Origin of the sequence: Streptomyces sp. NPDC004539, from assembly GCF_040610055.1 — a bacterium.
Lineage (GTDB): Bacteria > Actinomycetota > Actinomycetes > Streptomycetales > Streptomycetaceae > Streptomyces.
In genome coordinates, this window is sequence record NZ_JBEXLS010000005.1 from 76,861 (window position 1) to 91,325 (window position 14,465).

Here is a 14,465-nt window from a genome sequence, read left to right on the forward strand (position 1 = left end):
TCCCGGGTTCTTCTCAGTCGTGGGGGGAGAGGTTCGAGCAGAGGCGCGCGGCTCAGGGCCGCTGGTCGAGGAACGCGAACAGCTCCTCGTCCGACGCGAACCCGTCCTCGTCACCGGCGTCGGCGCTCGCCTCGGCCGCAGCGCCGTCCAGTCCGGCGAGCGTCCGGCGCAGAATCCGTACGAGGCCGTCGTGGGCGTCGGCGTGGCCGGCGGCGCTGCGCAGGACGCGTTCCACGTCGTCCAGGGACGCCTCGGCGGGGGCTCCGGCCGGGGCCTCGGCCCGCAGTTTGCCGAGGATGTGGCCGGACATGGCGGTGACCGTGGGGTGGTCGAAGACGACCGTGGTCGGCAGGCGCAGGCCGGTCGCGGTGGACAGGCGGTTGCGCAGTTCCACCGAGGTGAGGGAGTCGAACCCGAGTTCGGTGAAGGCGCGGTCGGTGTCGACGGCGGCGTCCGCGTCGTAGCCGAGGGCGCCGGAGACGTGGCCGCGCACGAGGTCGGTGACCGTCTGCCGGGCGGCCTCCTCGGGCAGTCCGGCGAGACGCTCCGCGAGACCGGGTCCGGTGCCGGTGCCCGTGTGCGCGGTGGTGGCCGGGCTCGCCGCGCGCCTGCGTGTCCCGGCGAGTCCGCGCAGGGGTGCCGGAAGGTCGGCGCCCGAGGCGGCGCGGTCGCGCAGGGCCGTCAGGTTCCACTCCGAGGCGACGACGGCGGGTTCGGGGCCGCGCAGTGCCGCGTCCAGGAGGGCGAGCCCCTCGTCCACGGCGAGCGCGGGGGTGCCGCTGCCGGCGAGGCGGGCCTTGTCGGCGTCGGTGAGGGAGGCGGTCATGGCGGACTCGGGCGCCCACAGGCCCCAGGCCACCGACACGGCGGCGTGTCCGTGCCGGGCGCGGCGCACGGCGAGGGCGTCGAGCGCGGCGTTGGCGGCGGCGTAGTTGCCCTGTCCCGCGTTGCCGATGACTCCGGAGATCGAGGAGAACAGCACGAACCGGGCGAGGTCCAGGTCCCGGGTCAGCTCGTCCAGGACTAGCGCGGCGTCGGTCTTGGGCCGCAGCACCGTGTCCACGCGCTCCGGGGTGAGCTGTCCGAGGACGCCGTCGCTGAGGACTCCGGCCGCGTGCATGACGCCGGTCAGCGGGTGCTCCGCCGGTATCCGCGCGAGGAGGCCGGCGACGGCGTCCCGGTCGGCGACGTCGCACGCGGCGACGGTGACGGTGGCCCCCGACTCCTCCAGTTCGGCGGCGAGTTCGGGCATGCCCTCGGCGGCGGCGCCCCGCCGGCCGACGAGCAGCAGGTGCCGTACCCCGTGCTCGGCCACCAGGTGCCGGGCGACGAGCCGGCCGAGCGTGCCGGTGGCGCCCGTGATCAGGACCGTCCCCTCGGGGTGCGGCTCTCGGGGCGTCGTCAGCACCACCTTGCCGACGTGCCGTGCCTGGCTCAGGTACCGCAGGGCCTCCGGGGCCTGCCGGACGTCCCAGGTGGTCACCGGCAGCGGGGTCAGCACCCCCTCGCCGAACAGCCGCAGCACCTCGGCGAGGATCTCGCCCCGGCGTTCGGGTCCGGCGTCGTGCAGGTCGAACGCCTGGTAGCGGACCCCGGGATGGTCGGCGGCGACCTGCCCGGCGTCCCGGATGTCGGTCTTGCCCATCTCGACGAACCGGCCCCCGTCGGCCAGCGTCCGCAGCGAGGCGTCCACGAACTCACCGGACAGCGAGTCCAGCACGACGTCCACGCCGCGTCCGTCCGTCACCTTGAGGATCTGCTGCTCGAAGTCGAGGTGCCGGGAGGAGGCGATGTGCTCCTCGTCCAGCCCCTGCCCCCGCAGCGTCCCCCACTTCCCGGCGCTCGCCGTCCCGAACACCTCGGCGCCGAGATGCCTCGCGACCTGCACGGCCGCCATCCCCACCCCACCGGCGGCGGCGTGGATCAACACCGACTCCCCGGCCTTCAGGTCCGCCAGGTCCACGAGCGCGTAGTACGCCGTCAGATACGCCAACGGCACCGACGCCGCCCGGACGTACGACCAGCCCTCAGGAACGCGGGCCAGGTCCCGGTGGTCGACGACGGCGAGCGGCGCGAAGGCGTTGCCGGGGACGGCGCCGGCGACCCGGTCACCGACGGCGAGCCCGGGGACGTCCGGCCCCAACTCCAGTACCTCACCAGACAGTTCCCAGCCGAGGCCGGCGTCGTGCTCCATACGGCCGAGGGTGATCATCACGTCGCGGAAGTTCAGCCCGGCCGCGCGCACGGCGACGCGGACCTCGCCCGCTCCGAGCGGGCGTTCGGCGTCCTCGTGGGGTACGAGCGCGAGCCCGTCCAGCGAGCCCGTGCCGGTCGCCTCCAGCCGCCACGCGGTGGCCGCCGGCTGCGACAGTACGGCCGGGCCGGGGTCGCGGGTGAGGCGGGGCACCCGGGGGACGCCGTCGCGCAGCGCCAGCTGCGGTTCGCCGGTGGCCACCGCGCCGAGGAGTCCTTCGTCGTTCCCGGCGCCGTCGAGGTCCACCAGCACGAACCGGTCGGGGTTCTCGGACTGCGCGGTGCGCACCAGACCCCAGACGGCGGCCTGGGCGGGGTCCGGCGGACCGCTCTCCGGGCCGGTCGCCACCGCGCCCCGGGTCACCAGCGCGAGCCGGGTGTCCGCGAGCCGCTCCTCGGTGAGCCAGCGCTGGAGCAGCGCGAGCACGGCGTGGGTGGTCTCGTGCGGGGAGCCGTCGCCGCAGCGCACGACGACCTGGTCGAGGCGGGTGGCGGCGGCCGTCAGCTCGTCCAGGTCCGCGTAGCCGGGGAGGCCGGGGACCGGGGTGCCGAGCGCCGCCCAGCCGGCGGTGTCGGGGCGGGGTGCGGGGACCTTCTCCCACCCGACGCGGTACAGCCGCGAGGAGGTGTCCGGGGCGGCGGTCGCGAAGCCGGCGGGGACCGCGCGGACGCGGAGCTGCTGCGCGGCCAGGACCGGCCGGCCGGAGCCGTCCGCCGCCTCGATCGCGAGTCCGTCCGGCCCGTCGGGGGTCAGGCGGACCCGCAGGGCGGTCGCGCCGGTCGCGGCCAGGGTGACGCCCTGGAAGGCGAACGGCAGCCGCAGTTCGGCGGAGTCCGAGCCGATGACGTACGGGTGGAGGGCCGCGTCGAGGAGGATCGGGTGGACGCCGTGGCCCTCGACGCCGATGCCGTCGGCGAGGGCGATCTCCGCGAGGATCGTCTCGCCGTCCCGCCACACCCGGCGGACGGCGCGGAAGGCGGGGCCGTAGTCGTAGCCGGTCTCGGCGAGCCGGTCGTAGGCGGCGTCGAAGTCGACGGGGGTGGCGTGGGCCGGCGGCCAGGCGGACGCCCAGTCGCAGGCGGTGGCCGGGGTGGTGTCCGGGGAGACGGTGGCGGTGGCGTTGCGGGTCCAGTGCCGGTCCTCGGCGGTGCGGGAGTACACCCGTACGCTCCGTGTGCCGTCGTCGCCGTCCGGGCCGCCGACGACGATCTGGACGTGCAGGTCGCCTTCCTCTGGGAGCACGAGGGGGGCCTCGAACATCAGCTCGTCGACGCGGGCGCAGCCGGTCTGTTCGGCGATGTCCAGGACGAGGTCGAGGACGGCCGTGCCGGGGACGATGAGCCGGCCGCCCATGCGGTGGTCGGCGAGCCATGGCAGGTCGGTGAGGGAGAGGCGTCCGGTGGCCACGGCGCCGTCTCCGTCGGCGAGGTCGAGCAGGGCGCGCAGCATGGGGTGGGCGGCGGAGCGCAGTCCGGCGGAGGTGACGTCGGCGGTCTGCTGGTCGGTGACCCAGCTGCGCCGCTTGTCGAAGGCGTAGGTGGGCAGGTCGACGCGGACGCCGCCGTCGGCGAGGGCCGCCCAGTCGACGGGGACGCCCGCGGTGAACGCCCCGGCGAGCGCGCCGAGGAGGGCGTCGGTCTCGTCGCGGTCGCGGTGGTGGAGGGCGGTGACGGTGGCGCCGTCGCGGGTCAGGCAGTCCTGGGTCATGGCGGCGAGCACGGCGCGCGGGCCGACCTCCAGGTAGGCGGTGACGCCTCGGGACTCCAGTTCGCCGACGACCGAGCGGAACATGACGGGGCGCCGGATCTGCTCCAGCCAGTAGGCCGGCTGCCCCCAGTCGGCGGTCACGTCGGTGCCCACGAGGTCGTTGACGTGCGGGAGTTCGGGTTCGTGGAAGGTGAGTCCGCCGAGGACCGTCTCGAAGTCCGCGAGCATCGGCTCCATGAGCGGCGAGTGGAAGGCGTGCGAGACCGTGAGGCGCTTGGTGCGCCGGCCCTGTCCGGCCCAGTGCGCGGCGAGGGCGAGGCAGGTGTCCTCGTCGCCCGAGATCACCACGCTGTCCGGCCCGTTGACGGCGCCGAGGCCGACCAGGTGCTCCTTTCCGGCCAGGGTCGGCAGTACTTCCTCGTGGGAGGCGCTCACGGCGACCATGACGCCGCGTGCCTCCAGCGCCTGCATCAGCCGGCCCCGTGCGGTGATCATGCGGGCGGCGTCGGGCAGGTCCCACACGCCCGACACGTACGCGGCGGCGATCTCGCCGACGGAGTGTCCGGCGACCTCGTCCGGGACGACGCCCAGGGAGGCGAGCAGCCGGAAGGCGGCCACCTGGTGGGCGAACAGGGCGGGCTGGGTGTACCGCGTCTCGTTCAGCGGTTCGCCGGGGCCGGTCCACATCACCTCGCGCAGCGGCCGGTCGAGGTGCGGGTCGAGGGCGGCGCAGACCTCGTCGAAGGCGGCGGCGAACACCGGGAAGACGTCGTACAGTTCACGGCCCATGCCGGGGCGCTGGCCTCCCTGGCCGGTGAAGAGGAAGGCGGTCTGGGCGGCCGGACGCGCCTTGCCCGTGACGGTCCTCGGGGTGTCCTGGCCGGTGCGGAGGGCGGTGAGTCCGGCGAGGAGTCCGTCGCGTCCCCGGCCGAGGACGACCGCGCGGTGGTCGAAGCGGGAGCGGGTGCGGGCCAGGGAGTGGGCGAGGTCGACGGTCCGCAGGGTCTCGTCGGCGGTGACGAGGGTGTGGAGGCGGTCGGCCTGGCCGCGCAGGGACGCCTCGGTGTGGGCGCTGAGCACCCAGGCGAGCGGCCGGTCCGGGGACCGCTCGTCCCGCAGGGGCGGTTCGGTGGCGGGCGGTTCCTCGATGACGGCGTGCGCGTTGGTGCCGCTGATGCCGAAGGAGGAGACGGCGGCCCGGCGCGGCCGTCCCGTCTCCGGCCAGGGGCGGGCCTCGGTGAGGGGGACGACGGTGCCCGCGCTCCAGTCGACGTGCGGGGTCGGCTCGGTGAGGTGGAGGATCGCGGGGAGGTGGCCGTGGCGCATCGCCATCACCATCTTGATGACGCCCGCGACGCCCGAGGCGGCCTGGGTGTGGCCGACGTTGGACTTCACGGAGCCGATCAGCAGCGGCCGTCCGGCGGGCCGGTCCTGCCCGTAGGTGGCGATCAGCGCGGCGGCCTCCAGCGGGTCGCCGAGCTGGGTGCCGGTGCCGTGCGCCTCGACGACGTCGACGTCGGCGGGGGCGAGCCCGGCGACCTCCAGGGTGCGCCGGATGACCTGTTCCTGGGCGGGCCCGTTGGGCGCGGTGAGGCCGTTGCTGGCGCCGTCCTGGTTGACGGCGCTGCCCCGGACGACGCCGAGGACCCGGTGGCCGAGGCGGCGGGCGTCGGAGAGCCGCTCCACGACGAGCATGCCGGCGCCCTCGGCGAACGCGGTGCCGTCGGCGGCGGCCGAGAACGGTTTGCAGCGGCCGTCGGGCGACAGCCCCTTCTGCCGGCTGAACTCCACGAAGGTGCCGGGCCTCGACATCAGCGTGACGCCTCCGGCGAGGGCGAGGGAGCACTCGCCGCGCCTGAGGGCCTCGGCCGCGAGGTGCAGGGCGACCAGGGACGACGAGCAGGCGGTGTCGACGGACAGGGCGGGCCCGTTGAAGCCGAAGGTGTAGGCGATGCGCCCGGAGGCGACGCTCGACTGGGACCCCGTCATGAGGTGTCCGTCGGTCCCGGCGACGGGCTTGTCCATCCGGGGCCCGTAGTCGCCGGCCATCAGTCCGGTGAAGACGCCGGTGTCGGAGCCGCGCAGTCCGGCCGGGTCGATGCCGGCCCGCTCCATGGCCTCCCACGACGTCTCCAGCAGGAGCCGCTGCTGCGGGTCCATGGCGAGCGCCTCGCGGGGGCTGATCCCGAAGAACGGCCCGTCGAATTCGTCCGCGTCGTGCAGGAACCCGCCCCGGCGGACGTAGCTGGTGCCGGAGCCGTCACCGGCGAACAGCACCTCGGGGTCCCAGCCCCGGTTGGTCGGGAACTCGCTGGTCCCGTCCACGTCGTCGACGACGGCCCGCCACAGCTCCTCGGGCGAGGTGATGCCTCCGGGGTAGCGGCAGGCCATGCCGACGATGACGACGGGGTCACCGTCCGCCGGGGCGGGGGTCGCCCTCAGGGGCGCGGAGGGCTCGGGGCGGGCCTGTGCCGTCAGCCGCTCGTGGAGGTGCTCGGCGAGCCGCTGGGGGGTGGGGAAGTCGTAGGTGAGGGAGGCGGGGAGGGTGAGTCCGGTCGCCGCGCTCAGCCTGCGGCGCAGTTCGAGGGTGCCGAGCGAGTCGAGGCCGAGTTCCTTGAAGGGCCGGGAGGGCTCCACGGCACCACCCGCGCCGCCGGCACCGGTCACGATGTCGCCGACGACCCGCAGGAGTTGACGTACCGACTTCGCCTCGGGCCCGGCGGTGTCCGCCGCAGCCGGTCCGGTCAGCCAGTGGCGGCGGCGCTGGAAGGCGTAGGTGGGCAGGTCGACGGCGCGGGCCGCCGGACCGCTCAGGCCCTCCCGCCGGACCGGCACCCCGTGCACGTACGCCTCCGCCAGCGAGCGCAGCAGGCGTGGGGTGCCGCCGTCGTCGCGGCGCAGGGTGCCGACGGCGGCGGCCCGTATTCCCGACCGCGCGGCGGTCTCCTCGACGGCGTCGAGCAGCAGCGGGTGGGGGCTGCACTCGACGAACGTGCGGACGGAGCGGCCGAGCGCGGTGTCGACGGCCCGGGTGAACTCCACGGGTTCGCGCAGGTTGCGGTACCAGTACTCGGCGTCCAGCGCGGCGGTGTCGAGGAGTTCGCCGGTGACGGTGGAGACGAACGGGACGAGGGTGGTGAGGGGGCGGATCGGGGCGAGCGCGTCGAGGATCTCCTCGCGCAGCTCCTCGACGGCGGCGGAGTGGGAGGCGTAGTCGATCGGCAGGACCTTGGTCCGGTGCCCGGCCTCCTCCAGGACGGCGCTCAGCGCGGCCAGCGACAGCGACGGGCCGGAGACGACGGTGGCGGCCGGTCCCGCGACCACGGCGACCGAGACGTCGGGGGCGTGTGCGGAGAGGAACCCGGTCACGGTGTCGCGCGCGGCGGCCACCTGCATCATGCCGCCGCCCCGGCCGGCAAGGCGGGCCACGGCACGGGCGCGCAGCGCGACCACCCGGGCGGCGTCCGGCAGGGTGAGGGCGCCGGTGACCGTCGCGGCGGCGATCTCGCCCTGCGAGTGCCCGACGACCAGGCCGGGTTCGACGCCGTGGGAGCGCCACACCTCGGCGAGGGAGACCATCACGGCCCACAGCGCGGGCTGGACGACGTCGAGGCGGTCGAGGGCGGGCGCGTCGGGGTTGCCGCACAGCACGCCGAGGAGGGAGAAGTCGGTGAACGGGGCGAGCGCGTCCGCGCAGTCGGCGAGGCGGGCCACGAACACCGGTGAGGTGTCGAGGAGTTCGCGGGCCATCCGGGGCCATTCGGAGCCCTGGCCGGGGAAGAGGAACGCGGTGGGTCCGGGGAGGGCGGTCCCGGTGACGGCGTGCGTGTGCGGGGTGCCGGCGGCGAGGGCGGCGAGGGCCTCGGCGCGGTCCGGCGGGAGCAGTACGGCGCGTTGGGCGAACTCGGTGCGGGTGCCGGTGAGGGAGGCGGCCACGGCGTCCGGGGAGAGGTCCGGGTGCGTGCCGAGGTGGGCGGTGAGGGCGGTGGCCTGTCCGCGCAGGGCGGCTGCGGAGCGGGCGGTGAGAATCCAGGGGGCGTCGGCGGCGGGTTCGGCCGCCGGGGTCTCGGCGCGGGGGGCGGGCGGTTCGGCCAGCACCAGGTGGCAGTTGGTGCCGCCCATGCCGAAGGAGCTGACGCCCGCGATGAGCCGGTCCCGGCCGGCGCCGGGCCACGTCTGCTGCTTCACGGCCATCCGCAGGCCCAGCTCGTCGAGGGGGATCTCCGGGTGCGGGGCGGCGAAGTGCAGGGTGGGCGGGATTCGGCGGCGGCTGATGCCGAGGACCACCTTCAGGAGTCCCGCGATGCCCGCCGCGCCCTCCAGATGGCCGATGTTCGTCTTCACGGACCCGACGAGCAGCCGGCTGTCTCCGCTGCGGCCGGCGCCGAGGACCGCGCCGAGCGCGGCGGCCTCGATCGGGTCACCGACGGGGGTGCCGGTGCCGTGCAGCTCGACGTACCCGACCTCCTCGGGCCGTACCCCGGCGCGGGCCAGCGCCGTGCGGACCACGTCCGCCTGGGCGATCGCGCTCGGTACGGTCAGGCCCTCGCCACCGCCGTCGTTGTTGACGGCGCCGCCCAGGATGACGCTGAGCACCGGGTCGCCGTCGGCGAGCGCCTTGGACAGGGGTTTGAGGACGACGAACGCGCCGCCCTCGCCGCGCACGTACCCGTTGGCCCGGCTGTCGAAGGTGTGGCAGCGGCCGTCCGGGGAGAGCGCGCCGAAGCGGGCGATGGTGTCGGTGGTCTCCGGCAGGAGGTTGAGGTTGACGCCGCCGGCGAGGGCGACGTCGATGCCGCCGTGGCGCAGGCTCTCGCAGGCGGCGTGGACGGCGACCAGGGAGGAGGACTGCCCGGTGTCGATCGTCATGCTGGGGCCGCACAGCCCGAACAGGTAGGAGACGCGGTTGGCGACGATGCCGCGCTGGGTGCCGGTGAGGGCATAGGAGCCGGAGTCCTCGGGGGTGAGGCGGCCGTGGAGGGTGGCGTAGTCGTCGGCGGTGGTGCCGACGAACACGCCGGTGGCGGTGGCGCGCAGGGTGGCGGGGACGATCCGGGCGTGCTCCAGGGCCTCCCAGGCCAGTTCGAGGGCCAGCCGCTGCTGCGGGTCGGCCGCCGCCGCCTCGTAGGGCGGCATCCCGAAGAACTCGGCGTCGAACGCGTCCACGTCCTCGATGAACCCGCCCCTGCGGTGCCCGGCCGCCGTGCCGGCCGGCCAGCGGTCCTCCGGGGCCTCCCCCACCGCGTCGTGGCCCTCGGCGAGCAGCCGCCAGTAGGCGTCGGGGCCGCCGGCGCCGGGCAGTCGGCAGGAGACGCCCACGACGGCGATCGGCTCGGCGGTGCGCGGCGGGGCCGGCGTGGTGCCGGCCGGGACCTCGGCAGGGGTGGTCGATGCGTCCATGGCGGTGCGGCCTCGGGTTTCCGTGCGGGGGTGGGCGCGCGAACGGCGCTGGTGGGGGGAGGTGGTTCGGCGGCCCGGCGGGGCTCGTGGCACCCGCCGGACCGCCGGGTCAGGGGTGTCCGGCTCAGCGGTGTCCGGCGAGGAAGCCGGTGATGTGCCCGAACACGTCGAGCGCGGCGCCCCGGCCGATGAAGGGGTCGACGTGGCCGTAGCCGGGGATCTCCGTGTACCGGACGTCCAGCTGGGGGTGCCGGGTGGTCAGGACCTCGTGGCAGAGCTTGTTGGAGTCGGCCCAGAGCTTGTTGCGGGTGCCGGACAGGAGGAGGACGGGGCAGTCGAGGCGGTCCGCGTGGTCGAGGGCGTTCTCGGGCAGGGCCGCATAGCGGCGGTCGCGCTGGTTCCAGCGGGTGACGGAGTGGGCGAGTTCGTTCTGCCGCAGGTGGGGGACGGTGAAGAAGGGGGCGGGGCCGAAGAGTTCGGCGAGCCGGTCGTGGGTGTCCGGGTGCAGGTTGTCGTGCTCGAAGAGGGAGGCACCGGTGCCCCAGGCCGAGTTGTGGAGGATCTGGCAGGTCGGGTCGGGGCAGTGGGCGCCGCGTGCGGCGAGCGCGAACAGCAGGCTCTGCCGGGAGCGCAGCCCGGCCCGCCGGATGTCGACGACCTGGTGGCTCGCCCGCCCGCGCAGCAGTTCGGCGCCCAGGTGCATGGGGAGGCGGGCGCGGCCGTACAGCTTCGGCGTGAGGAAGACGCCCTGGGCCACCACACCGGCCAGGCCGGTCACCAGTCCGGCCGCCATGCTCATCCCGAGCGTCATCGCCCCGATGCAGTGGGCGACGGCGAACAGCGGGCGCCCGCCGATACGCCGGCGGACCTCGGCGACGGCCTCCGGGATGTCGTACAGGGAGACGTCGTCGTAGCTGTAGCGCGGGCCGTGTTCGTCGTACGGCAGGCGGCGGCTGCCCCGCCAGTCCAGGAGCCAGGGTTCGTAGCCGGCGTCGAGCAGGACGGCCGCGAGGCTGCGGGTCTCGGGGAGGGTGAACATGTCGGAGGACGCGGTGTGGCCGTGCAGCAGGAGGACGGCGGGGCGGCTGTCGTCGCCGTGCGGGGCGAGGCGGGCGAGGGCGAGGCGGGTGCCGTCGGAGGCGTGGAAGGGGATGTCCTCGACCGTGGCGCCGTCGAGGTCCGCGCGCAGGGGGCGCGGGGAGGGGGTGCGCGGCGGTTTCATCGGGTCGGCTCCTCAAGGCGCTCGGGGCGGTCGCGGCGCAGGTCCAGGAGTTCGGCTCCGGCCCGCAGCAGGGGTTCCGCCAGCCCCTGGCCGAGCTGGGCGCCGAACCAGGCGAGCCAGGTCGCCTTGGCCAGCCGCCGTTCCCGGGAGGACAGTCCGGGGCGGACCCGGATGCCGTCGATCTGTTCGCGTACGTAGCTGTCGGCGGGGACGACCATGACGCCGGACGCGCTCGCCGGTCCGCCCTGCCTGCCGATCTCGACGGCGAGCGTGCGGGCCTGCCGGAGCAGGTCGCGGCGGGCCCGCGCGGTCTTGCGGCCGTCGAGCCACCACTCGCCGCCGTCGGTGTCGCGCAGCCGCAGCCGGTAGCCCAGCAGCGGATGGCGGATGCCGGTGCCGTACGGGACGCCGTCCTGGGGGCGGACCACGACGTCGCCGTCGACGACGGTGAGCGGTTCGGCGTGCAGCCGGGCGCAGGTCACGGTGCCGTCGCGGACGTCGATGCGGCGCTCCCGCAGGAGCTGGTACATGCTCGCGACGGACAGCGTCAGCTTGAACTCGGCGTCGCTGTCGGCGGGTTCGCCGGCCGGCCCGAGGGTGCCGCGCATGGTCTCGGAGAACCACAGGTAGGGCGGGTCGGTGCGGTCGGGCAGCCGGCTCAGTCCGCGTTCGGCCATCCGTTCCACGGTGCGCAGTTGGGCGGGCGCGTCGTAGACGGCGGCGGGCGGGAGTCCGCGCCGGGCGACGAAGGCGTCGGTGCGGTCGGCGGTCGCGGCCGGGCCGAACAGGGACGCCTCGCAGAGCTTGAGCGCGGTGGGGCTGTCCAGCACGCGGACGAGGAAGTCGAGTTCGGGCACCGGGTCGGCTTCCATGCGGGCGCGGAAGTCGGCGCGCCAGTCGTCCCAGCCGAGGACGTCGACGTTCATGCCGGCGAGCCGCATCTCGCGGACGGTGCCGTCCAGGGTGCCCGCGCGGCCGGTCAGGTTGTAGGTCTGCCCCCACGCGTCCGGGTCGCACACGACCGCGGCGGCGACGCGGCTGACCCAGTCGACGGGGGCCACGTTGAGGGCGCGGAACGCGGGGACGGTGCGGAAGCGGGAGAAGGCGGCGGAGAACCCGGTGCTGAGGTCGTGCGGGTTGTGGGCGCCGGTCTCGGTGTGGCCGGCGATGCCGCCGGGGCGCAGCAGCGTGACGGTCAGTCCGTGTTCGCGGGCCCGGCGCAGGGCCGTCTCGGCGGCCCACTTGGACTTGTCGTAGCCGGCCACGAGCCGGTCGACGCGGGCGAGCGGGTCGTCCTCGCCCATGGCGGTGATGCCGACCTCGTTGAAGACGGCGACGGAGGAGATGTGGTGCAGGGGTTTCACCGGTCCGGTCACGGCGAGTTCGGCGAGCGTGAGCGGGCCGTGGACGTTGGCGCGGCGCAGGGAGGGGTAGCCGCGCAGGAAGTCGACGGCCGCGCCGACGCTGACGACGGCGTCGGTCTCCTCGGCGAGCGTCCGCCATTGTCCGCCGGTCAGGCCGAGGCGCGGCTGTCCGAGATCGCCGGGCAACGCGGTGACGCGGCGCCGCAGTTCGGCGGACCAGGGCAGGTGGAAGCTCCGGAGGGCGTCGGCGAGCCGCTGTTCGGCCCGCTCCTCGTCGGCGGCCCGCACGAGGCAGACGACGTGTGCGTCGCTGTGCCGGAGCAGGTCGAGTAGGAGGTGTCCGCCGAGGAAGCCGGTGGCTCCGGTCAGCAGGACGCGGCGGGGCGCCCTCAGCGGCGGGGCGTCGACGAAGGGCAGGGTGTCGGCGCGGGCCAGGTCGCCGAGGACGAGACGCAGGTCCTCGTCGGCGGGGAGCGCGGCGGCGGGGGCCGTCTCCCGGGGGGCGGACCGCGTCACGGGGGCCGGGGGCTCGTGTCCGCCGGGCTGTCCGGCGAGCCAGAGTCCGGCGAGCCGGCGCGGCCGGGCGTCCGCGAAGACGCTGTCCAGTTCGATGCGGACGTCCAGGTCGCGGGCGAGCCTGGCGACGAGTTCGACGGCGGTCACGGACGAGGCGCCCGCGTCGAAGAGGTCGGTGTCGGCGTCCAGGGGGGTGCCGCCGAGGAGTTCACCGGCCGTGGCGGCGATGGCCGACGCCAGCCGGTCCACGTCCCAGGGCTCGGCGGGCGCGCCGGTGCGCCGGGCCGGCTCGGGGGCCTTGCGCCGGACCCGGGAGAGCAGACCGTCGACCGAGTCCCGCGCGGGGCGGGCCCCCTCGATGGAGTGGGCCTCGTGTGCACGGTCGGCGCCGGGTCCGGCGGCTGCTTCGTTCATCGTGTCCTCGTCGCGCATCTGATCATCGGAGGTCAGTCTCACCGTCGGAGTGCGCCGGACACAGCCGCACGACTTGGTAGTACCGGCCGGTAGCGTGGGCTCCCGGTGTTCGACGGGCCGCGCGGTACCTGTCATCTTCCTGTCGACCCCGCAGGGCGGTTGACCAGCACATGTACGCTGCGAGGGCAGGGGGGAGATTGTCGGCTGTTTCCGAGCCTTTTGCGTGCGCTTTCCATGGCTGCCGCGGTTTCCGGAAAAGCCCCCCTGAGCACAGAGGTGAATTCCAGCGTGTCGTTCATAGCCGCGTCCCCGAGAATTCTGGAGAGCGTGCGAGAGGAATGGTCCGACGTCTCCTGCCGTGCGAGTTCCCTCATCGCCCGGTCCCGGTCGAGCTGGCTGCGTGGGGACATCGCCGGCTCGCTCGCGGAGATCGAGGAGGCCAGGCGCGTCGCCTGCCCGGCCGGGTCCTGCTGCCGGATGCCGCTGGCGTCACGGGAGGCGACCACCTTGATCATGCTGGGCGACCTGGCCGGGGCGCGTCGCGTCCTCGACCGTGAGGCGCCCCTGGGGCCGGACCGGACGGAGCCCACCTGGGACCGCCCGCTCACCCTGATGCTCCACGCCTACCTGGCCCTCGCCTCGGGCGATGTCGAGCGGACGGCTGCGCTGGCCGAGGACTCGCTGCGCACCGCCGACGCGTGCGGCCTGCGCCTGTGGCACCACCTCGGCCACTCCCTGCTGGCCGTGGTCAACGTGCGCAGGGTCGACATCGGCGCGGCCATGGCGTGCGTGACGCAGCTCGGCGAGTGCGCCATGCTCGGCCGCGCCCAGCACACGGCCGGCCAGTGCGCCTGGATCACCGCCGTGGTCTACCGGGCGAAGAACGACGTGGACGGCGCGCTGCGGCTGTCGGCGGAGCTGACCGGCCCCGGCCAGGTGAGCCGCGAACTCCTCCTGTCGCAGCCCGGCGCCGCGCCCTGGCTGGCACGTTTCACCTTGGGCGTGGGCCAGGCCGGCCTGGCCCGCCGGACGCTGCGCACGGCCACCGAACTCGCCGACCGCAACCCCCGCTTCCCGACCGTGACGACGGCCGCCGTGCACACGCGCGGCCTCGTCGAGAACAGCCTCGACGACCTGGTCCACGCGAGCCGCGCCCACCGCGACGTCTGGGCGCGGGCGTCGGCCCTGGAGGACATCGGCACGTTCCTCTCCGCCGACCCCGCCCGCCTCGACGACGCGAGCCACGCCTACGACCGTGCCGCGACCGCCTACCTCACCGCGGGGTCCACCTACGACTACCTCAGGGCGAAGTCGAAGATCCGGGGCCTGGGCAAGGCGGCGCTGCCCTCGCTGGAGGCGGCGGAGCGGCGGCTCGCGTTCACCCAGTTGACGAGGGGCGAGTACGACGTCGCCAGACTGGTGGCCCAGGGCATGACGAACGTCCAGGTCGCCCGCGTGCTCTCGCTCTCCCCGCACACGGTCGCCTTCCACCTCCGCAAGGTGTTCAGGAAACTGACCGTCTCCTCCCGGGTGGAGCTGGCGCACATGTGGGGCGCGCGGACCTCCGCGGAATCCGGCTGAGCCGCCC

The 14,465-nt window shown here is 75.0% G+C and carries 4 protein-coding genes; 1 reads left to right on the forward strand and 3 read right to left on the reverse strand.

The features are described 5' to 3' along the window. Positions 1–52: 52 nt before the first annotated feature. From ABZX85_RS12180 to ABZX85_RS12190, 3 genes are all read right to left on the reverse strand, one after another. Complete coding sequence (locus ABZX85_RS12180) at positions 53–9,361, reverse strand: type I polyketide synthase (RefSeq protein WP_355865602.1); 9,309 nt, start codon at positions 9,359–9,361, stop codon at positions 53–55. A gap of 124 nt (positions 9,362–9,485) precedes the next feature. Next, positions 9,486–10,583 carry an alpha/beta fold hydrolase gene (locus ABZX85_RS12185; protein ID WP_355865608.1) on the reverse strand — a complete coding sequence of 366 codons (1,098 nt, stop codon included), beginning with the start codon at positions 10,581–10,583 and terminating at the stop codon, positions 9,486–9,488. Beyond that, positions 10,580–12,895 (reverse strand): thioester reductase domain-containing protein, encoded by a 2,316-nt coding sequence (locus ABZX85_RS12190; protein ID WP_355865611.1) that lies wholly within the window; start codon positions 12,893–12,895, stop codon positions 10,580–10,582. The genes ABZX85_RS12185 and ABZX85_RS12190 overlap by 4 nt, the downstream gene beginning before the upstream one ends. 309 nt (positions 12,896–13,204) lie before the next feature. Here ABZX85_RS12190 and ABZX85_RS12195 point away from each other — a divergent pair, with 309 nt between their 5' ends. After that, positions 13,205–14,458, forward strand: coding sequence for a LuxR C-terminal-related transcriptional regulator (locus tag ABZX85_RS12195; RefSeq protein ID WP_355865614.1), 1,254 nt, complete (start codon positions 13,205–13,207; stop codon positions 14,456–14,458). Positions 14,459–14,465 lie beyond the last annotated feature (7 nt).

Excerpts from the sequence above, each read along its gene's own strand:
- ABZX85_RS12190 (WP_355865611.1), bottom strand. The coding sequence starts at position 12,895 with ATGCGCGACGAGGACACGATGAACGAAGCAGCCGCCGGACCCGGCGCC.
- ABZX85_RS12185 (WP_355865608.1), bottom strand. The coding sequence starts at position 10,583 with ATGAAACCGCCGCGCACCCCCTCCCCGCGCCCCCTGCGCGCGGACCTC.
- ABZX85_RS12180 (WP_355865602.1), bottom strand. The coding sequence starts at position 9,361 with ATGGACGCATCGACCACCCCTGCCGAGGTCCCGGCCGGCACCACGCCG.